General features: G+C 65.7%; 15 protein-coding genes. 2 read left to right on the plus strand and 13 right to left on the minus strand.

The features are described 5' to 3' along the window. The 9 genes from addA to DIZ22_RS06615 all read right to left on the minus strand — a co-directional run bounded on the left by addA (position 1) and on the right by DIZ22_RS06615 (position 13903). Positions 1-3411: a double-strand break repair helicase AddA gene (gene addA / locus DIZ22_RS06575; RefSeq protein ID WP_048937083.1), complete on the minus strand. Its 3411-nt coding sequence runs from the start codon at positions 3409-3411 to the stop codon at positions 1-3. Continuing rightward, positions 3392-6370, minus strand: coding sequence for a double-strand break repair protein AddB (gene addB / locus DIZ22_RS06580; protein ID WP_048937084.1), 2979 nt, complete (start codon positions 6368-6370; stop codon positions 3392-3394). The genes addA and addB overlap by 20 nt, the downstream gene beginning before the upstream one ends. After that, positions 6363-7070, minus strand: a complete 708-nt coding sequence (locus tag DIZ22_RS06585) for a nucleotidyltransferase family protein (protein ID WP_048937085.1) — start codon at positions 7068-7070, stop codon at positions 6363-6365. The genes addB and DIZ22_RS06585 overlap by 8 nt, the downstream gene beginning before the upstream one ends. Next, positions 7067-8053, minus strand: a complete 987-nt coding sequence (locus DIZ22_RS06590) for a phosphotransferase (RefSeq protein WP_048937086.1) — start codon at positions 8051-8053, stop codon at positions 7067-7069. Before DIZ22_RS06590 ends, DIZ22_RS06585 begins: the two co-directional genes overlap by 4 nt. Further along, positions 8050-8508, minus strand: a complete 459-nt coding sequence (tsaE, locus tag DIZ22_RS06595; RefSeq protein ID WP_048937087.1) for a tRNA (adenosine(37)-N6)-threonylcarbamoyltransferase complex ATPase subunit type 1 TsaE — start codon at positions 8506-8508, stop codon at positions 8050-8052. The genes DIZ22_RS06590 and tsaE overlap by 4 nt, the downstream gene beginning before the upstream one ends. After that, positions 8501-10849, minus strand: a complete 2349-nt coding sequence (locus DIZ22_RS06600; protein WP_048937088.1) for a PAS domain-containing sensor histidine kinase — start codon at positions 10847-10849, stop codon at positions 8501-8503. The genes tsaE and DIZ22_RS06600 overlap by 8 nt, the downstream gene beginning before the upstream one ends. Before the next feature lie 179 nt (positions 10850-11028). Continuing rightward, on the minus strand, positions 11029-12447 hold the full coding sequence (gene ahcY, locus DIZ22_RS06605; RefSeq protein WP_010338767.1) for an adenosylhomocysteinase: 1419 nt from the start codon (positions 12445-12447) through the stop codon (positions 11029-11031). 119 nt (positions 12448-12566) lie between these two features. Further along, complete coding sequence (locus DIZ22_RS06610; RefSeq protein WP_048937089.1) at positions 12567-13172, minus strand: hypothetical protein; 606 nt, start codon at positions 13170-13172, stop codon at positions 12567-12569. Between the two features lie 170 nt (positions 13173-13342). Next, on the minus strand, positions 13343-13903 hold the full coding sequence (locus tag DIZ22_RS06615; RefSeq protein WP_048937090.1) for a YqgE/AlgH family protein: 561 nt from the start codon (positions 13901-13903) through the stop codon (positions 13343-13345). Positions 13904-14047: 144 nt separating this feature from the next. Between DIZ22_RS06615 and DIZ22_RS06620 the strand changes: the two genes are divergently transcribed. Then, positions 14048-14530 carry a peroxiredoxin gene (locus tag DIZ22_RS06620; protein WP_048937091.1) on the plus strand — a complete coding sequence of 161 codons (483 nt, stop codon included), beginning with the start codon at positions 14048-14050 and terminating at the stop codon, positions 14528-14530. 93 nt (positions 14531-14623) lie between these two features. Then, on the plus strand, positions 14624-16078 hold the full coding sequence (locus DIZ22_RS06625; RefSeq protein WP_010338771.1) for an AMP nucleosidase: 1455 nt from the start codon (positions 14624-14626) through the stop codon (positions 16076-16078). 36 nt (positions 16079-16114) lie between these two features. Here DIZ22_RS06625 and DIZ22_RS06630 read toward each other — a convergent pair whose 3' ends face one another. Genes DIZ22_RS06630 through DIZ22_RS06645 form a run of 4 tightly spaced genes read right to left on the minus strand, consistent with a single transcriptional unit; the run spans position 16115 to position 20618 of the window. Beyond that, complete coding sequence (locus DIZ22_RS06630; protein ID WP_048937092.1) at positions 16115-17263, minus strand: GGDEF domain-containing protein; 1149 nt, start codon at positions 17261-17263, stop codon at positions 16115-16117. A gap of 31 nt (positions 17264-17294) precedes the next feature. Further along, a complete protein-coding gene (locus DIZ22_RS06635; RefSeq protein WP_122928052.1) occupies positions 17295-19118 on the minus strand; it encodes a M2 family metallopeptidase in 1824 nt (607 codons plus the stop codon). Between the two features lie 58 nt (positions 19119-19176). Continuing rightward, positions 19177-19938 carry an alpha/beta fold hydrolase gene (locus DIZ22_RS06640; protein WP_122928053.1) on the minus strand — a complete coding sequence of 254 codons (762 nt, stop codon included), beginning with the start codon at positions 19936-19938 and terminating at the stop codon, positions 19177-19179. Continuing rightward, complete coding sequence (locus tag DIZ22_RS06645) at positions 19935-20618, minus strand: DUF2238 domain-containing protein (RefSeq protein ID WP_048937095.1); 684 nt, start codon at positions 20616-20618, stop codon at positions 19935-19937. The genes DIZ22_RS06640 and DIZ22_RS06645 overlap by 4 nt, the downstream gene beginning before the upstream one ends. Positions 20619-20625 lie beyond the last annotated feature (7 nt).

Below are 20625 nucleotides of genomic sequence, written 5' to 3' on the forward strand. Positions count from 1 at the left end.
TCACAGCAGCAAATATTGCTGCGTGGGCGAAAAGCCCGGCTTGTAGGGCGCCAATTGCGCCGTCGGCAGCGCGATGAGCCGCCCCGCGCTGGTATAGAGCAAGGCCGCCTCCACCGTGCGGCCGGGGAAGATCACTTCCAGCGCCGCGACATAGGCCGCCATCTGCCGGACATGGGCGACCGGCACCTCCTCCGCATCGCGCGGCGTCATCCGTCCGGTCTTGAAATCGACCAGTTGGACCCGGTCCGCCTCGACCCGCAGCCGGTCAACCGTGCCGGCAATCACCGCTTCGCCGACCACCGCGGCGATCGGCGCTTCGGCCAGCGCGCCCGGCGCGAACAGGGCGGCGAAATGTGGATCCTCGATCACCCGCAGCGCATGATCGATCACATCCCGGCGCAGAGTGGCATCCCCTGCCCCCTGCTGCTCCAGCCAGCGTCCCGCCCCCTCGCGACGCCGCTCGGCCGGCAGGTCGGGCAGGCGCTGGAACAGGGCATGGAGCCAGCGACCGCGCTCGGCTGCCTGGCGCATCGCGGCGGTGGGCGGCGGATTGGGCACGTCATCCTCGACCGGCGCGGAGGGCGCCAGTGGCCGGGGTGGACGCTGTTCCGCCGGCGCCTGCGCGCGCAGCCAGTCCGGCTCGACCACTACCGGCTTGTCTTCGGCGCTTTCCGGCTGTGCCGCCTTGGGCGTCAGTACCTCGGTCCCGCGCCAGCGGCGGCGGGCACCCCAGAGGGGATCGGCTTCCCAGTCGCAGCCCATGTCGACCATCGCCGCATCGACCGCGCCATACCAGCTTTGCGGCTTGACCTCACCCTTCGCCCTTGGCCCGAGCGATCCGGCGACGATCAGTTTCTCCTCGGCGCGGGTCAGGGCGACATAGAGAAGGCGCCAATGCTCCTCCCGCTCGATTGCCGCGGCATCGGCCGCGACCTCGCCGATCGGTCCTAGTCGCTCGCCCTTGCGCGGGGCCAGGATCGGCAGGCCATTCCATTCGAGCGAATCCATGCGGTTGCCGGCGTCGGGATCAAGACAGGCATCGGCGAGAATGACGATCGGCGCCTGCAGCCCCTTGGCGCCATGCACGGTCAGCAACCGCAGCGCATCGCCCTGCGCCGCCGCGTCGCGGACGATTTCGACTTCGCCGCGATCGAACCAGTCGATGAAGCGCTGGAGCGAGGGATGGTCGTCCGCCTCGAAGCCCAGCGCGGCGTTCAGCAATTCCTCGATCGGGTCGGCCGCTTCCGCGCCCAGCCGCTCGATCAGCCGGCGGCGCCCGTCCATCGGGCCGGACAGGATCGCCTCCAGATAGCGATAGGGGGTGGTGAAATCCGCCTGCCCAAGCAATTGGCGCAGCGGCAGCAATTGCGCGTCGTCCAGCCGCTGGAGCAGATGGCGCCAGAGACCACCCTTGCGCCCGATGGCCCGCTCCATCAGTTCGTTCTGGGTCCAGCCGATCAGCGGCGACACCAGCAGGGCGGCAAGGTTCAGGTCATCGTCGGGCTGCGTCGCAAAGCGCAGCGCGGCCAGCAGGTCGCGCACCGCCAGCGGCGCATTGAGGCGCAGGCGGTCGATGCCGGCAACCGCGACCTTTTCCTCATAGAGGCGCGCGACGATCAGGCGCGCAAGTTCGCTGCGGCGGCGGACCAGGATCATGATGTCGCCAGGGCGGACCGGGCGCCCACGCGCCTCCAGCATCATCTTGTCGTCGATCCATTGCCGGATCTGGCGCGCAATCTTGCCGGCCAGTTCCCGTTCCTGATCGGCGACCCAATCTTCCTCGCCCTCGACCTCGTCGGCCAGGCCCGCGATCGTCGGCTTCCACAGCAGCACGTCGCCGGGATGGCGATTGGCGCTGATATGGCGGACTTCGCCCTCGGCAAGGCCCAGCGATTGCGCCCGCAAGGTGGCGATCGTCCGGTCGACCAGGTCGAGCACCGGCGGGGTCGAACGGAAGCTGCGATCCAGCGACAGGTCATGGAAAGATTGCTTGGCTTGCTTGGCATAATGACCAAACACCAACTGTGCATCGGAGAATGCCTTGGGACTGGTGCCCTGAAATCCGAAGATAGCCTGCTTGAAGTCGCCGACAGTGAATAGCGTCCGAACCTTTGCCTCCGGTTCCCACTCATCGGTGAAAAACTCTTCGGTCAAGGCCTGCACGATCCGCCATTGCCGGATGTTCGTGTCCTGCGCTTCATCGACAAGGATATGGTCGATCCGTTGATCCAGCTTGTAGCGGATCCATTCGGCAATCCCGTCCTGTTGCAGTAGCCCAGACGCCCGTTCAATCAGATCGTCGAAATCGACCGCGCCGGCGAGCCGCTTGGCTTCATCATAGGCACGGGCATAGGCACGCCCGGCATGGAGCGCGCGGGCCAGCAGCGCGGCATAATCGGCCTGCAGCTTGACCCCGATCAGTTCGGCGCAGCGGGCATGGAGCCGCGCCGTCGCCTCGCCATAGCCGTCGATCGGCGGCACCCAGCCCTTGGCGGAGAGGATGTCGCCGTCCGCCTTGGCCCAGGCGCTATGCAGGTCGGTCAGGGTCGCAGCGCGGGCTGCGGGATCGCGTCCGCGCCAGGCGGCGATCCGGTCGCAGCGCTCCAGGGCCCGGCCGGTGCCCCAGTCGGCATTGGCCTGCGCCACCCAGGCCAGACTACGCATGTCGAACATGGCATCGCTGCACTGGTCCGCCAGCCAGGCGTCGATATCGCCTTCGGGCAAGCCCAGTTCGCGCGCCAGCCAGGGACCGATATCGCCGGGTAGTTCTGCCAGCGCAGAAAGGCGGGCGGCACAGCGCAGCAGGAAAGTCTCGGCCGCCCCCTCTCCCAGTCGCAGGCTCAAAGCCTGCAAGGCATCGATCAGTTCGGCATCGCCCAGTTCCTCGGCGCGGATAACCATGTCGGCCAGCGTCTGGCGGGCCAGCACACCCTGTTCGCGCGCGTCGAGCGGGCGGAAGCCGGGGGCGAGGTCCGCCTCCAGCGGGAAGGAGGCGAGCAATTGCTGGCAGAAACCATGAATGGTCTGGATGCGCAGGCCGCCGCCGGTCGATTCCAGCACTTCGGCGAACAGGCGCCGGGCGCGATCGCGCGCTTCCGGCCCGCTCTCTTCGCCGAGTGCCTCCAGATCGTTGAACAGGTCGCGTTCCTCGGCCTGCACCCAGGTGGCGAGCCGGTCATGGATACGGTCGGCCATCTCCGCCGCGCCCGCCTTGGTAAAGGTCAGGCACAAGATATTTTCCGGCCGCACGCCCTGGAGCAGCAGGCGGAAGACGCGCGCGGTCAGCACATGGGTCTTGCCAGTGCCGGCGGACGCCGACAGCCAGACATGGGCATCGGGCGCAGCGGCCAGCGCCTGCGCGCCGGCTAGCGGTTGCAGCGGGCTGGAGCCTTTAGCCATCGTCGCGCCCATACCATTCCTCCAGCCGCATCAGCTGGTCATAATCGCCATAATTGGCCACTTCCGGATTGACCTGCGCGGCGAAGGGCGCGGTGCCGGTCAGCCAGGTTTCGGCCGCGTCGCGGAACTGGTCATAGACGAAGGCGGTGAAATCGGCGGTGACGATCTTGTCGCGCTTACCCACCGGATCGACCGGGCTCTCGCGGTAGCCAAAGGCGTCGCCCTTCTTGGCCAGCGACCAATATTCGAAACTCCCCGCGACCCGCGCGCCGGCAACGCCGGGAAAGGCGCCATCGGCGGACTCCGCGATCAGGCCGAGCAGGCCCAATTGCAGCGCATAACCGCCACGCACCTGTCGCGCGCTGGGCGGCTTGCCGGTCTTGTAATCGACGATGCCGATGCTGCCGTCGGGCATCCGGTCGATCCGGTCTGCCTTGCCGGTGAGCAGCACGCCGGCAATCTCCGCCTTGCCCTCGGTCTCCACCGCCAGGATATGGCGACCAGCGGCCTGATCCTTCGCCACTTCGGCCGCGATCCAGCGGATCGCCTCGATCAGGCGCGGCTGCCACAGGGCGCGGAGCAGCGGATGAACATCGGGCCGGGCGAACATGGCGCGGGCGCGCGCCTCCAGATCGGCCGGATCGCGGCTGCCACCCTGCGCCCAATGCTCCAATATCTCATGCACGACGGTGCCGCGCCAGGCCGGTCCGGCATCGGCATCAACCGGGTCGAGCCGATTGAGCTTCAGGATGCGTCGGGCATAGAAGGCGAAGGGATCGGCCTTCAGCCGGTCAACATCGGTAACCGGAATGCGGGTCGGCCGGGCGGCGAGAGGGGGCACCGGCGCGGGACGCGCGGACGGCCGGTGGCTGGGTGGCAGGTCCAGCGCGTCCGCCAGCAGGCGATAGCGATCGGCGGTCTTCCATTGCGGCCCGGCCATCGCCTTCAGCCGCAGCCAGAAGCGCGAAGCGATCGCCGGCCCACCGCTGCCGCGCCGGGCACGAGTGATCAGGACATACGGGGCGCCGAGCGCGCTCGCAAAATCATGCGCGGCAAGGCCGATCCGGGTTTCCAGGCCCGGCAGACCCAGTTCACGGCGAATGCGCGGCGCCAGCCAGGGGTCGGGCGACGGCAGACCCGGCCAGCTGCCTTCGTTGAGGCCGCCCAGGATCATCAGGTCCGCCTGCACCAGCTGCGCCTCGACCAGTCCCAATATGGCGATGCGCGGATGGCCGCCCTGTGGCGGGCGCACCGACACGACGCCCAGCATATGGTCGAGCAGTGCCGGCAACGACCGGATATCGGCCTGGCGCGGACCTTCGATGGCGGCCGCCTCCATCTCGGCGAACAGGTCGGCGGCGGCATGACCCTGATGCCCGGCCCAGAGCGCGTCATTGGTCAGCGCCCCGGCCTGTTCGCGCACCGCCGCCAATTGCCCGGCCAGATCGGGCGCGAGCGCGAAGGCGGCCTCCAGCGGTTCGAGCAGATCGCGCGCCCATGGCCACCAGGCGCGGGCCTGCGCACGCAAATCCTTCTGTCGGTCCTCGCCCTCGCGCGGATCCAGCAGCAGGTCGATGCCCCGCAGCCCCGCCTGCGGCCGCGGCCCCCGCAGCAGCAGGTCGAGCTGGCGCACGCCCTCCAGCCAGGGGAGACGCATTTCGCCGCGCATCACCAGCGGATGCTTGAGCAGGGTCAGCAGCGCGACCGGCGCAAAACGCTCGGCCGCCGCCTCCGCCATGGCGATCAGCAAGGTACCGGGCGGCAGACGGGAGAGCGGCTGACCGGCGGAGTCGTCGGCCTCTATGCCCCAGCGCCGCAGATGCGCGGAAACGCGCACGGCCAGTTGCCGATCGGGCGTCACCAGCGCGGCGGTGCGCTCGGGCGTCTCCAGCGCTTCGCGCAATGCGATGGCGATGGCCTGCGCCTCTTCACCGGGCGTCGCCACCTCCAGCGCTTCGACCCCGGCGAGCGAGCGGTCGGCGGTCTTGAGGTCGCGCCAACGACTGGTCAGGCGCGGCGGCAGCATCGCGTTGGAAATATTGCGGCCGCGCACGGCGCGGGCATCATGTTCGCTGCCCCAGCGCCACTGGGCGACATCCTCGCGGCTGGCGCTCATCCGGTCGAGCAGGCGCTTCAAGGCATATTGGGGATGGGTCTCATGTCCCGCAGCGCTGCGGCCGGTGACGGGATCGGGCGGGAACGGACCGATCGCGGCCCAGGCGTCCTCGTCCAAATTCTGGTCGAGGCCGGCGAACACCACCTGTCCATTGGGCAGTTCGGCGATCCGCCGCAGCAGCCCGGCGATCGCCGGCGCAGTTGCGCTGATGCCGGCCGCGACGATGAAGCCCGGCGGTGGAGCCTCCGCCCAGCGCGCGGCAACCCGATCGAACAACCGGTTGCGCCGATCCGCAAGGTCGATGAAGCCCAGCCGCGCCAGCTCGGCCGGCCAACGCGCAATCAGGATGGAGAAGAGGTCGAGCGATTTTTCCCAATGGCTCGACAGCCCCTCGATCAGGTCGAGCTTCGACAGCGCATCGAGCGGCACCCGCTCCACCTGCATCTGGTCGAGCACGGCGCCGAGCGCCTGTCCCAGTTGCAGCGCCTGGCCGGCATCGGCCGCGCCGCCCGCATCCTGCACCATACGCGCCAGGATCATCTGCCGCCGCATCGGCGGGATGGCGGCGGGAACCGCATCGCCCTCCCACAGCGGATCGAGCGCACCGCCCACTTCCTCGCCCAGTTCCGGATCGCCCAGCGCAACCAGGCGGGGCAGCAGCAGGCCGCCTTCGGCCCGGCGGACAAAGGCGTCGCTCACGGCCCGGACGGCGCGATTGCTGGGCAGCAGGATCATGCCCTGCGCCAGACGGACGGGATCGCTTCCCTGCTGCGCCAAGATGCCGGCGACCAGCGCGTCGGCGAAGGCGCGATGCGCCGGGATGGTGTACAGCGCCGGCTTGGCCCGATCACCCATGGGCGATCATCGACTCCACGACGGGAATGGCCTGCGGCGTGCCCACGTCAAACCACAGCCCCTGATGCACCGCGCCATAGAGGCGTCCGGCCGCGATCGCGCGGTTCCAGAAGATATTGGTCGAAAAGACATCCGCCGGCGGATCGACCAGCAGGCGGGGCGACAGGATCTGAACGCCGGTGAAGACGAACGGCGCGACATGGGCGATCTTGCGCCGGGTCAGACGGCCATTGGCATCCATATGGAAATCGCCCGGTCCGCTATGGCAATTGGCCCGCGCCAGCGGCACCAGCAGCAGCAGCGCATCCATCCGTTCGGAATCCCATAGCCGCTGCATCATGCCCAGCGTCTCGGCCGGCCCGTCGATCCAGAGATTGTCGCTATTGGCGCAGATGAACGGCTTGTCGCCGAGCAGTGGCCTGGCGTGGATCAATCCACCGCCCGTCTCCAGCAGCTTGGCCCGCTCGTCGGAAATGCGGAAGTCCATGTCCTTGCGCGTTTTGAGATGCGCCTCGACCGTATCGGCGAGATAATGGACGTTGACGACCACGGTCTTGATGCCACCGGCCGCCAGGCGATCGAGCGCATGGTCCATCAGCGCCTTGCCGGCGACCTTCACCAGCGGCTTGGGACGGGTCGCCGTCAGCGGGCGCATCCGCTTGCCGAGTCCTGCTGCCATGAGCATGGCGGTATCGATCATGCCTGGGCAAACTCCGCGAGCGCATGATGACGCTTGTCGGTAGGGATATTGGCGTCGAACCAGGCATTGACCGGCGCCAGCGCCGGATGGGCCAGGTCGCGCTCCAGCAGCCCCCACATGCGCGGCAGGTAGGACAGATAGCGCGGCTTGTGGTCACGCTTCCACAGGCGGGTGAAGATGCCGATGATCTTCGCGTTGCGCTGGGCGCCCAGCACCGCATAGGCGGCGTCGAAATCGGCCGGCGGATTGGCGACCGCATGATAATGGGCCAGCATTGCCAGCTCCAATTCCGGCGACACGTCGCGCCGGGCGTCCTGCAGCAGCGAAACGAGATCATAGGCCGGGTGGCCGGCCAGCGCGTCCTGAAAATCGAGCAGGCCAAGGCCGCGCACTTCGGGGCGGTCGATCAGCATGATATTTTCGGCATGATAGTCGCGCAGTACGGTGACGACCGGGCTTGCCGACTGCTCTGCGATCGGCAGCACCGCGTCCCAGGCCGCATGATAGGCGTCGGCATCGACGTCCAGCGCCAGCGCCGGGCAATACCATTCGGTCAGCAGGCCAACTTCGCGTTGATAGACCGCGCGGTCGTAGGGCGGGACATCCGCTGCGGGCAGCTTGTGCAGGTCGGCCAGCAGATCGATCGCGCGGCGATAGACCGCCAGTTCGCCCGCCGGATCCTCCTCGACATGCTCCTTCAGGCGCTCGTCACCGAAATCCTCGATCAGGACGAGGCCCTGCGTCAGATCCTGCGCCAGGATCGCCGGCGCGGCAAAGCCCTGACCCAGCAGATGCTGAGCAATCGCGATGAACGGACGCGGATCTTCATGCGGCGGCGGCGCGTCCATCAGCACGGCGCGGCGACCGCCGTCGACCACGCGGAAATAGCGACGGAAAGACGCATCGCCGGCGAGCGGAACGATGGCGGCGCCATCCCAGCCCGCCTGCGTGAGGAAAGCGGGTGCGGTTGCGGGGGGGATCATATCTGTGACCATCGATCCGTCCAAGCGTCGGGCACGCGCGCTGTCAAGCGCCGTGCGCCATCCGGCTCGATCATGATGGTCAGAAACAGGGCGTGCGACCAGAGCCCATCGCCCAGCCTGTCGGGCCATTCGATGATCAGCAGGCTGTCCTGCAGATATTCGTCCAGCGCCAGCTCGGCCGCTTCCTCCGCATCATCAAGCCGGTAGAGATCGACATGGGCGACCGGCAGGCGGACATCGGGAATGTCATAGGGCTGGACGATCGCGAAGCTGGGGCTGGGCGCCTCCCCTTCCAGGCCAAGCCCCTCCAGCAGGCCGCGCGCTAGCGTCGTCTTTCCGGCACCCAGTCCGCCTTCCAGCGCGATGACGTCACCGATGCGGACATGGCCCGCCAGTCGTCGGCCCAGATCGAGCTGGGCGCCCTCGCCCTCCAGGATCATATCCAGTTCAGCCACGGGGCAGCTCGATCACCACCATCGTTCCCTGACCGGGCTCCGATACCAGCTCGAACGTGCCGCCATGGGCCTGTGCCAACTGCTTGACCAGCGGCAGGCCGATCGTCGCGCGCGCGCCCTTGCGGTTCTGCTCGGCGCGGCTGATCGCATCGAAGATCGTGGCTTGCCGGGTGGCATCGATACCGGGGCCATTGTCCGACACGACCAGGCGGGCGAGATCGGGGCCGCCATCGCCATGCAACAGCACCCGTGCGCCCGCGCCGCAATAGCGCACCGCATTTTCCAGAAGATGATCGACCGCCTGGCCGATCCGCCGCGCATCGCCCTGGATCACCCCCAGCGTATCCTGCAGGGTGACGGCAAGATCGATCCCCTTGGCCTTCGCCTCGGCGTCGATGCGCGCAACGCTGGCGCGCACCAGCGCCGCCAGATCGACCTCGCTGCGCTCGATCGGCAAGGTGCCGGCCTCGCCCTGGGTCAGGTCGAGCACATTATCGATCAGCATCGACAGGCGCCCGGTGCTCTGCAGGATACCGTTCACATACTCGACCGCGCTGTCGCTGAGTTCGCCGGCATAGCCCGCGCTCATCATCTCGGCAAAGCCAGCGATGGTCGTCAGCGGCGTGCGCAACTCATAGCTCATGTTCGTGACGAAGGCGGTCTTCACCTTGTCGGCCTGTTCCAGCGCCTCGTTGCGGTCGCGCAGCATCTGCTCGACCCGCCGGCTGTCGGTGACATCCAGCATGGTGAACAGCGCATTGCCGTCCGGCAGCGGAATGGCGGCAAATTCGAAGATACGCCCGTCGGCAAAGCCGACATGGCCGACACGCTGTTTGCGCTCGACCGTCGCCGCGCGGACCAGTTCGCGCACCAGATTGCTCTGCTGCGGCTTGGCAAGGCGGCTTTGCACGGCACGCATCAACTCGTCGATGCGGGGATGCTTGCCCAGCGCCTCTTCACTAATGTCCCAGATGGTGCGGAAACGGCTGTTCCACAGATGCAGGCGCCCATCCGACGAGAAGACGCCGATCGCCTCGAACAGATTGTCGAAGGTCGCTGTCCGCACCCGCAGCAGCGTGTCGCGCGCGCTCGACAATTGCACCTGTTCGGTCCGATCCTCGAAAATCAGCAACAGGCCACCATCGGGCAGCGGCTGGGCATAGACGCGCAAATGCGTGCCATCGACCAGCAGCCAGTTTTCCTCCAGCGGATCCGGCGACAGGAACCAGTCGCGCCGCTCCGCGCGCCAGGCCGGAAAGTCGCGATTTTCCGGCAGGCGGCGGGCATCGCGCATCTGATCCAGCACGCGCTCGAACAGCGGAGCATCGGTCAGCGCTTCCTGCTTCAGGCCGAACAGGCTGATGAAGGGCTGGTTCCAGAAGCGCAGCGCCCGGTCGGGACCAAAGCGCGCAACACCAGCCGACAGACGATCGAGCAGATCGCGCTGCGCCGCTTCCAGCCGACGATGCTCGACCCGCGCCTGTTCCAGCTCATGCTGGTCCATCGCGAAACCTGCCACCCCGGCCGCGCCCAGCGGCACGTCGACGACGCGCATCGTCCGCCGTTCGCCATCGATCGTTGCCGGAACGATACGGGCAAGCGAATTGCCTTCGTCGAGCGCCTGTGCCGCGGCGTCCTGCGGGCTGAAGCCGTTCACATTCTCGACCAGTTCGGTGCCGTTCATGATCACGTCATGGGCACCGGCGCCGTCGACGGCGCGGACATAGGCGCTGTTGACCAGGCTCAGCCGCAGGTCGGGCGTGCGGTGCCACATCGGGAAGGGCGCGGCCTCGACCAGTCCGGCGAGCGCCTCCAGCGCCTCGCGCAATTGCCCGACGGTCGCGCTCAGCGCCTGGATTTCCGCCTGGCTGTCGGTCGCGTCGAAGATCCACAGCACGACACCGCCATTGGCGGCCAGCGCCGGCCCGGCGGGCGCACCGCGAACCAGCAGCGTGCGCGACGAACCGCTGCCCCGGATCGGCAGCGAAAAACTCTTGCCCGCTTTCTGTGCGGCGCCGATCTCGCGCCCCAATGCGGCGGCATCGGCCGGCTCAAGCCCACCATCGGGCGCCGTCAGTTCGGACACGAAGGTCGGCACGCGGTCCCGGCCCAGCCATTTGCCCAGCCGGTCGGCGGCCTCCATCCGGCCGTCAGGATGAATGATGACGGGCGCAGCCGGCGCCGACGCCAGCAGCGTCGTCAGCCGATCAAGCTTGCCCTGCGCCTGCATCCCCGCGCGGCGCATGCGCTGCCCCGTGATCAGCGCCCATATCGCAGCCCCCAGCCAGCCGGCCATCACCGTGCCCAGCAACAAAGTGGCAAGCGGGCTCATAGACCCCATTGCGCCATTCCCATCCCGTTCGCGACCAGTTGTTTATCGTTCATACAGACCAATGGCCACGGGCCTAACGCAACTTGGCGCCGGCGGAAAGCGCTCAGATATGATGAATGCCCGGCACAGCATGGTCCGAGCATCGGATAAGGTAAAAGGGGGAGGATGGCCCTCCCCCTTTCCAATTTTTAGTAGCGGTAGTGGTCCGGCTTGAACGGGCCTTCCACCGGCACGCCGATATAGTCGGCCTGACGCTGGCTGAGCTGGGTCAGCTTCACGCCCAGCTTTTCCAGGTGCAGCGCGGCGACCTTCTCGTCCAGATGCTTGGGCAGGACGTAGACGTCGTTGCCGTAGGTCTCGCTCTTGGTCCACAGCTCGATCTGGGCCAGCGTCTGGTTGGTGAAGCTGGCCGACATCACGAAGCTCGGGTGGCCGGTGGCGTTGCCCAGGTTGACCAGACGGCCCTTCGACAGGACGATGATCTTCTTGCCATCGGGGAACTCGACTTCGTCGACCTGCGGCTTGATCTCGGTCCACTTCATGTTGGCGAGGCCGGCGATTTCGATCTCGCTGTCGAAATGACCGATGTTCGACACGATCGCCATATTCTTCATGGCGCGCATATGATCGACGGTCAGGACGCCTTCGTTGCCGGTGGCGGTAACGAAGATGTCGGCGCGCGGGGCGGCTTCTTCCATCGTCACGACTTCATAACCTTCCATCGCGGCCTGCAGGGCGCAGATCGGATCGACCTCGGTCACGAGGACGCGGGCGCCGCCATTGCGCAGCGAGGCAGCAGAACCCTTGCCAACGTCGCCGAAGCCGGCGACGCAGGCGACCTTGCCGGCCAGCATGACGTCGGTGCCGCGACGGATGGCGTCGACCAGCGATTCCTTGCAACCATAGAGGTTGTCGAACTTCGACTTGGTGACGCTGTCGTTGACGTTGATCGCCGGGAAGGGCAGCTTGCCCTTCTTCGACAGTTCATACAGGCGGTGAACGCCGGTGGTGGTTTCTTCCGACACGCCCTTGATCGACTGGACGGTCTTGGTCAGGAAGCCCGGACGCTCGGCCAGAACGCGCTTCAGCACGGCGCAGAAGATTTCCTCTTCCTCGTTCGACGGCGTGAACAGCTCTTCGCCAGCTTCGACGCGGGCGCCCCACAGGGCGAACATGGTGGCGTCGCCGCCATCGTCGAGGATCAGGTTGCAGACGCCGCTGTCGTCATTGTGCCAGTCGAAGATGCGCTCGACATAGTCCCAATATTCCTGAAGGCTTTCACCCTTGACGGCGAAGACCGGCACGCCCGACGCGGCGATCGCGGCGGCGGCATGGTCCTGCGTCGAATAGATGTTGCAGGTCGCCCAGCGGACCTGCGCGCCCAGCGCGGTCAGCGTCTCGATCAGCACGGCGGTCTGGATCGTCATGTGCAGCGAGCCGGTGATGCGCGCGCCCTTGAGCGGCTGCGACGCACCGAATTCGGCGCGCAGAGCCATCAGGCCGGGCATTTCGGTTTCGGCGATCTCGATTTCCTTGCGACCAAAGGCGGCAAGGCCGATATCGGCGATCACATAATCCTGCGCCTTGTCAGCGGGTACGGTGGCCACGAGCCTGTCTCCATCATTAGAAATTGACCGGCCGCCGGCATAAGGAAGGCGGCGGCGATGGTCGGGCTTTACCAATCGCCGCCAAGCATGGCAACTCAATATAAAGTTTTCTTTATGTGTTAATTGGCCGGGCCCCGAACCTGCGCGGACGGCAGGCGTGCAGCCCCTTCGGCCATGGCGATGGATCGGCCCACAGAGCCGCCACTCACGCCTTCGTCGGCCAGCAGATCATTGGCGAGGGCGATCGCCATGTCGCACTGGGGCGCATCGATCCGCGGCGCGATGCCGGCAGATTCCGACAATTTCCAAATCGCAGCCCGATTGGCCGGGACCGCATTGGCCGCCGCCTGGATCGCCTGAAGATCCCGGCATTCGAGGCCGCCAGCACCCGCGCCATAGCTGTTCGCCAGCATGATGACATAATCATCATAGGCGTCGAGGCCGCCCTCCAGCCCTGCAACGTCCGCGAAGTGGCTGCGCAGCGCGTCATTAACCTCGACCAGGGCCGTCCGCTTTTCACGCACGAACTGGTTATAGGCCGGCAGGAAATCATAGGCGCTCGTGTTGCAGCGAAGCGCCGACACCATCAGCATCATCTCGAAATTGCGGACCTGCGCCGCCTCGACATGATCCTTCTTCCAGCAGGTCGCTGCCGACGCCGGCGCGAGCGGCATCGCTGCGGCAAGCGCCGCACAGATAATCTTCTTCATGAAATAACCCCGCATATTCCCCAGAGACAGAGAATGGGCGGGACCGATTGCCGTATTCTATCGCATTATGGTTAAGGCGAATTTACCCTAAACGGTTCAGTTACGATGACAGAACAAGCGGCCAATGGCTGTTGTTGTTCTGTCCCTGAAACGGCCAAAAATCGACAGCGCAACGGATCAAAAAGTCAGGCCGACCCGCCGCCACTCACCAGATGGGCCGAATCGACCCCCGCAGCGGCATAGGCGGCGCGCCATTTGCGGTGCGCAGGCGTGTCGAACAGCAGGGCCGCATCGCCCTCGGCCAGGAACCAGCTTTCGCCCGCCATTTCCCGTTCCAACTGGCCCGCGCCCCAGCCCGCATAGCCCAGTGCGACAAGATAGCGGCTCGGGCCGCGCCCTTCGGCAATGGCCTTCAATATGTCGAGCGAGCCGGAAAGGCCCCAGTCCGGCCCGGACTGCACCATGTCCTGCCCGGCCCAGTCGAGCGAATGCAGCACAAAGCCGCGCCGCGGCTCCACCGGCCCGCCCTTCAGAACAGGCTGGTCAGGAATGGCCGAAGCGTCGATATCGAAACTCTGGAGCAGGTCGCGCAAGCCGACCCCCTCGACCTCCTCGCTCAGAGAAATGCCCAGCGCCCCATCCTCGTCATGCACGCACAGCGCAATCACGGAATGGTCAAAGCGCTCATCTTCCATGCCCGGCAATGCCAGTAGGAAGCGGCCGCCAAAAAAGCGCGGATCGGTCATGCTGCGGAATATAGGCAGAAACGCGCCAATGCCAATCGGCGACCGTCGCGACAAAGGGGCATCGTGCCATATTCCGCGCCCGCACCCTTGACAGCGAAGGCGCGAGCAACGAACTCCGCGACGCCACAGGCCAGGAGACAAGATATGACCATCGCCAAGGGTGATCGCCTTCCCAGCACGACCTTCACGAAGATGACCGAAAACGGCCCCGAACAGGTTGCTTCGGACGAATATTTCGCAGGCCGCACCATTGCCCTTTTCTCGGTGCCCGGTGCCTTCACGCCGACCTGCTCGGCCAAGCACCTGCCCGGCTTCATCGAAAAAGCCGATGCCCTCAAGGGCAAGGGCGTCGACGAGATCGCCTGCACCGCCGTCAACGACGCCTTCGTCATGGGCGCGTGGGGCAAGTCGGCCGGCGCCGATGACAAGGTGACGATGCTGGCAGACGGCAATGGCAGCTTCGCGCAGGCCGTGGGCCTGACCATGGACGGCAGCAAGTTCGGCCTTGGCGAGCGTGGCCAGCGCTTCTCGATGATCGTCAAGGACGGCGTGGTCGAGGAACTGAACGTCGAAGCACCGGGCGACTTCAAGGTCTCTTCGGCCGACTTCATGCTCGAACAGCTCTGAATTTTCGGGTCGCACGCCCGGCCGGATCGGTCGGGCGTGCGATTGTTTCGCTGGCATCTTCCTTCCGTCACACAAGTGCGGTAGCAAGAGGTGATGACACAGAGCATCGGCACAGCGATCGTCGCGCAACTCGACGCCATCTATCAGACATCCATTGAAAATCTGCGGGAGGCCATGCGTGCCTATGCCCGCGACGGAAGCATCCCGCCGCCCGAGGCGCGGGCCGACCGGCGCTTCTGCTATCCCGAACTGCGGGTCACCTATCAGGATGACAGCCAGGCGCCGCCGCCGGGCCGCTCCTTCGCCCGCCTGTCGAAGCCCGGCCGCTATGTGACCACGGTCACCCGGCCCGCCATGTTCGCCGATTATCTCGCCGAACAGATCGACCTTCTGGTTCGCGACTATGGCGTGGAGGTCGAAACGGGCCTGTCGGATCAGCAGATCCCCTTCCCCTACGTCCTAGACGGGCTCGACATCAATGCGCTCGACGGCACACCGCCGACCGAGCTGGCGCGCCACTTCCCGGCAACGGAACTGGCCGAGATCGGCGACGAGATCGCCGACGGACTGTTCACGCCGGATGCCGAAGGCGACCGCCCGCTCGCCCTGTTCGACGGGCTGCGAACCGACTTCTCGCTGGCGCGTCTGAAGCACTATACCGGCACCCCGGCCGAGCATGTGCAGCGCTATATCCTGTTCACCAACTATCATCGTTATGTCGACGAGTTCGTGGACTGGGCGTGCAAGGAACTGCAGCGTCCTGACAGCCGCTTCACCGCGCTGTCCGGTGCCGGCGGCGTCTTCGTGACGCCTGAAACGGCGGACCCGGCCCAGATGATCGCCGACAGCGCCTGGCGCAAGCATCAGATGCCGGCCTATCATCTGATCGCGCCGGATCGCAGCGGCATCACCCTTGTCAACATCGGTGTCGGCCCGTCCAACGCCAAGACCATCTGCGACCATCTGGCCGTGGTCCGCCCGGAAGCCTGGCTGATGATTGGCCATTGCGGCGGCCTGCGCCCCAGCCAGCGGATCGGCGACTATGTGCTGGCCCACGCCTATCTGCGCGACGACCATGTGCTTGACGAAATGCTGCCGCCGGAAATCCCGGTGCCGGCGATCGCCGAGGTTCAGGTCGCGATGGCGAGCGCCGCCGAAGCGATATTGGGCGGCGGCAATCCGGAGGATTTCAAGCGCCGCCTGCGCACCGGCACGGTCGTCACGACCGACGATCGCAACTGGGAATTGCGCTATTCCAGCTCCGCCTTGCGCTTCAGCCTGTCACGCGCGGTCGGCATCGACATGGAATCCGCCACGATCGCGGCGCAGGGTTATCGCTTCCGCGTCCCCTATGGCACCTTGCTCTGCGTCTCGGACAAGCCGATCCATGGCGAACTGAAGCTGCCCGGCCAGGCCAACCGCTTCTATGAGGAAGCCATTGCCGGCCATCTGCGTGTCGGCCTGATGGCCTGCGAACTGTTGCGTCAGGAAGGTCCAAAGCTGCACAGCCGCAAGCTGCGCGCCTTCAACGAGCCGCCTTTCCGGTAAGGCAGAAATGTCCGCGCTGTCGCCCGATCCGACGGATCAGGCGGCGGCGCGGGATACCGTGACCCGGTTCTTGCCCTCTCGCTTCGCGGTGTAGAGCGCCGCATCCGCTCGCGCGACCAGGTCGTCCAGTTCCCGATCATCCGGTCGCAAATCAGTAACGCCAAAGCTCGCCCGCAGCAGCGCGTGCGGCGCTTCACCAAGGCGCAGGCAACTGATTTCGGCGCGCACGCGCTCCATGGCGTCGGCCGCGACTTCTGCGCCGGTGTCGACCATCAGCAAACCGAACTCGTCACCGCCGAGCCGGCCGACGACGTCGCCGCGCCGCACCGCATTGGTCAGCAGATGGGCAAAGCCGCGCAGCGCTGCATCGCCCGCCATATGACCATAGCCGTCATTCAGCCCCTTGAAGCCATCCAGGTCACAGATGACCAGCGCGACCGGTCGCCCCTGCCGCCGGGCGTTGGCGATCGCCCGTTCGGCCGCTTCCTCGATACCGCGTCGATTGAGGACGTTGGTCAGCGGGTCATGCATCATCTGCTGCCGAAGCTGCTGGGCAAGATCGCCCGCCACCACCAGCACGGCCGTGACCGCCGTGCCGACATAGACGGTCGGCATGAACAGCCCGAGGATCGCGCGATAAAGTTCCTTGCCGTCCTCCGGGCCGCGGATCAGGGCTGCCGATGCGGCCAACGCCAGCTGGCCCAGGGCAAAGGCAAGCAGCGCGGCAAAGAAGGCCAGTTCGGGCGGCGTGAAGGACCGGTTGCGCGGCCAGAGCGACAGCGCACTGACCGCCATGAGCAGACCGACATAGGCGGGAATGATCATCCCCTGCATGATCTGGCTACCCACTGGCCCGATCGCAATCGCCATTGCCAGGCTCACCAGGACAGCCGGGACGGCAAAGGCCAGCAACTGCAAGGGGCGGCCAGAACGCTGACGGATGCCGATCGCCAGTAACGACGCGCTTACAATGAGGCCGATGCCGGTCAGGATGAACAGCCAGCGGCTGTGCAGGAAATAGCCACCTGCATTGGCGATCCATTGGAGGATGGCGACCGCATAGGACGCTGTCCAGGTCAGCACATGCCTCTGGCGGCCGAAATGCAGCCATGAAACACCCATGGCGATGGTCATCACCAGGGCAGTACCGAAAAGCAGGGAAAGAATAACGGCCGGCGCGCTCATGCGCCGGCCATTTACCAATTTTTACGGCGACTTACCAGCCGCAGGACTTGCCCTTATTCTGCGTCTTCAACCATGTCTGAAGCGGCGCGAAATAATTGACCAGCGCCTTGCCCGACATCTCACGGCTGCCGGTGAAGGCCTGCAGCGCATCGGGCCAGGGCTTGGATGCGCCCATCTTCAACATGGCATCAAGTTTCTCGCCTACCGCCTTGTTTCCATAGAAGGAGCAGCGGTGGAGCGGCCCCTTCCAGCCGGACTGGCGGCAGGCCGCCTCATAGAATTGGAACTGCAGCACGCGCGCCAGGAAATAGCGGGTATAGGGCGTATTGCCGGGGATATGGAATTTCGCGCCAGCATCGAACTTCGTCTCGTCACGGGACACCGGCGGGACGATGCCCTGATACTGACGGCGCAGGTCGGTCCAGGCCGACTCATATTTGGATTCCGGGATCGATCCGTCGAACACGCCCCAGCGCCATTTGTCGATCAGCAGGCCGAACGGCAGGAAGGCCACCTTGTCCATCGCCTGGCGCAGCAGCAGGCCCAGATCCTTGTCGGTGCCCGGCACCTTGGCGGGATCGAGCAGGCCGATCTTCACCAGATAGTCGGGCGTGATCGACAGCGCGATGAAATCGCCGATCGCCTCGTGGAAGCCGTCATTTGCGCCGTCCAGATAAAGCGGCTTCTGGATATTATAGGCGCGCTGATAATAATTATGGCCCAGTTCATGATGGATGGTGACGAAATCATCGCCATTCACCTTGGTACACATCTTGATGCGGATATCGTCCTTGTTATCCAGATCCCAGGCGGAGGCATGGCAGATCACTTCGCGGTCGCGCGGCTTGGTAATCTGCGAACGGTCCCAAAAGGTCTGGGGCAGCGGCGCGAAGCCGAGCGAGCTGTAGAAGCCCTCCCCCGTCTTCACCATCTTGATGGGATCGTAATTCTTGGCCGTCAGCAGGTCGGTGATGTCATAGCCGAGGTCACCGGCACCGGCGGGCGCGACGATGTCATAGATATTGCCCCATTCCTGTGCCCACATATTGCCGAGCAGATCCGCGCGGATCGGCCCGGTCTTGGACTGGACCGCATCGCCATATTTCTCGTTGAGCTTGGTCCGGGTATAGCAGTGCAGATCATCGTAGAGCGGCTTCACCTCGGCCCAGATCTTGTCGGTCAGCTTGGCGAAGTCATCGGCCGGCATGTCATATTTGGACCGCCACATCGCACCGGTATCGGCAAAGCCCAGTTCCTTGGCACCCTGGTTGGCGATCGTCACCAGCTTGGCATAGTCGCCGCGCATCGGTGCACCGACATTGTCGTGCCAGCTCACCCACATTTCCTTGAGCTCGTCCGGGTTGCGGTCCGTGCCCATCTTCTCTTCAATGTCGCTGCCGTTGATCGGCTGGCCGTTCAGCGTGCCCTTGCCCTTGCCATAGGTGGACTGGAGCGTGGTCGCGAGATCGTTCAGTTCCTGCGAGGCGCCCGGCGTGGTCGGCGCGGGCAAGGTCAGCGCGGTGCGCAGCAGCGTCAGGCGGCGCCTGGTCTCTTCGCTCAGGCCCGGCGCGGTCGCGAACTTGGCGGCCTCCAGCGCATAGTCGACCCGCATCGTCGTATCGATCGCACCGAAATAGGATGCGAGCGCGTCGGTGTCGTCGGTGATGTAGGTCGCGTTGATCCAGGCGGCCCGGCTGCTGATCAGCGACTGATCGAACAGCGCCTTCTCCGCCTTGGTCAGGAAGGCTTCTGCCTCGGCAGCGGTCGGCTGCTGCGTGGTCGGCGCCTGCTGCGCCAGCACCGGCGATGCAACAAGGGCAGCCGCAAGCGCGGCGATCGAAATGGCGATTTTCATGGAACTTGGCCCCTCAGGTCTTCTTATGGGGCCAAGGTGGATTAGGCGGGCGAGACAGTCAAGCAGTCAAGAAATCGACCATGGCCTGGCCCAGTTCCTTGCGGGTCACCGCGTTCATATGATTCCCCGGAATCTCGACATAGCGGCCATTGGGCAGCGCATCGGCCAGTTCCTGCGCGATGCCGTTGTCCTGATCGTCAGCGCCGCAGATCACCTCGGTCGGCTGCTGGAAGCCGGCAATGGTAGCCTCGTCGGTATCGACGAAGGTATTGAGGATATGCAGCATCGCCACCGGGTCGCCCTTGGTGGTCTTGAGGAACGCCTCGGTCATCCATTCCGACGTACCGCGCTCGAACGTGCCCAGATTGGTCAGCACCTTCTTGTAATAGCCGCCCTTGTCGAGCGTCTTCGTGAGCCCGCGCAGTCCCATGCCAGCCAGGATCACCCGACTCGGCGTCGCGCCGCGCGCCAGCATCCGCACGGTCGTACGCGCGCCAAGCGAATAGCCGCCAAGATCATAGTCAGTGAGCCCCATCTGCTCGACCAGCGCCAGATTGTCGTCGGTCAGCGCATCGGCCGGATAGTCCGCAGCGTCATGCGGCTTGCCGCTTTCACCATGACCGCGCAGGTCCGGCATGATCAGGCGGAAACCCGCCTCCACCAACTTGGCGGCATGGCCGTAGCGGATCCAGTTGGTCCAGGCGTTGGAGAAATAGCCGTGGATCAGCACCAAATCGCGCCCCTGTCCCACGACATGCACCGCGATCGGCAGGCCGTCCAGGCCCTTGATATCATGGCGTTCGATCTGCAGGTCGGTCATTGCGCTGGTCCTTCGGGGCTTGGGGCCTCGCCGATAGGATCTCCGCCGCGCCGGCGCAAGAGCGCGATCAGGGCAAGGGCGCTGCCGATCTGCGCGGCGGCCATGTCCTTCTGCGGATCCCACACATCGCCCTGCTGGCCATTATAATAGTCCGCCGTCTCGCCGGCGGCGATCACCGTCAGCAGCCATTCGAATATCTCGTAAAGCGCGCTGCCGAGGCCGATCGCGGCAAAGGCGAAGGCGAGGCTCCAGCCATGGCATAGGCCGCCCCTGCGTCGCGCAATCTCCGCCACCGGTGCGGTCAGCAAAGCCCCAAAGGCGAAATGGACGAGCCGGTCATAAGCATTGCGCTGCAGCCCGAGGAGGCTGGAAATATCATGACCGCTGAGCATCCGAGCCCAGTCATCATAGGGCACATAGGAATAGATCCAGCGCGCGCCGAAGGTGTGGAGCAGCAGGAACAGCCAGATGCAGCCGACCGATCCGGTCGAGAGCGGCCAGCGCCGCAGCAGCCAGGGCGCCGTGAGCGTCAGCAGCAATGTCGGCCCATGCTGCAACGGGGCAAGGTCGGGAAAGGGCTGCGTGACATTGGCCAGCCCGATTGCCACCAGCAAGGCGGCGATCATCCGGCGCTGAGCGACAGGAAGGGCCTTCCATGCCGCGACAGCGCCGGAGATCATCTTCGGG

The sequence above is a fragment of the Sphingobium sp. LF-16 genome (assembly GCF_003711185.1).
GTDB lineage: Bacteria > Pseudomonadota > Alphaproteobacteria > Sphingomonadales > Sphingomonadaceae > Sphingobium > Sphingobium yanoikuyae_A.

Coding starts and splice junctions, on each gene's coding strand:
- addA (WP_048937083.1), bottom strand. CDS start 3,411: ATGGGCGCGACGATGGCTAAAGGCTCCAGCCCGCTGCAACCGCTAGCC.
- addB (WP_048937084.1), bottom strand. CDS start 6,370: ATGGGTGATCGGGCCAAGCCGGCGCTGTACACCATCCCGGCGCATCGC.
- DIZ22_RS06585 (WP_048937085.1), bottom strand. CDS start 7,070: ATGATCGATACCGCCATGCTCATGGCAGCAGGACTCGGCAAGCGGATG.
- DIZ22_RS06590 (WP_048937086.1), bottom strand. CDS start 8,053: ATGATCCCCCCCGCAACCGCACCCGCTTTCCTCACGCAGGCGGGCTGG.
- DIZ22_RS06600 (WP_048937088.1), bottom strand. CDS start 10,849: ATGGGGTCTATGAGCCCGCTTGCCACTTTGTTGCTGGGCACGGTGATG.
- DIZ22_RS06610 (WP_048937089.1), bottom strand. CDS start 13,172: ATGCGGGGTTATTTCATGAAGAAGATTATCTGTGCGGCGCTTGCCGCA.
- DIZ22_RS06615 (WP_048937090.1), bottom strand. CDS start 13,903: ATGACCGATCCGCGCTTTTTTGGCGGCCGCTTCCTACTGGCATTGCCG.
- DIZ22_RS06620 (WP_048937091.1), top strand. CDS start 14,048: ATGACCATCGCCAAGGGTGATCGCCTTCCCAGCACGACCTTCACGAAG.
- DIZ22_RS06625 (WP_010338771.1), top strand. CDS start 14,624: ATGACACAGAGCATCGGCACAGCGATCGTCGCGCAACTCGACGCCATC.
- DIZ22_RS06630 (WP_048937092.1), bottom strand. CDS start 17,263: ATGAGCGCGCCGGCCGTTATTCTTTCCCTGCTTTTCGGTACTGCCCTG.
- DIZ22_RS06635 (WP_122928052.1), bottom strand. CDS start 19,118: ATGAAAATCGCCATTTCGATCGCCGCGCTTGCGGCTGCCCTTGTTGCA.
- DIZ22_RS06640 (WP_122928053.1), bottom strand. CDS start 19,938: ATGACCGACCTGCAGATCGAACGCCATGATATCAAGGGCCTGGACGGC.
- DIZ22_RS06645 (WP_048937095.1), bottom strand. CDS start 20,618: ATGATCTCCGGCGCTGTCGCGGCATGGAAGGCCCTTCCTGTCGCTCAG.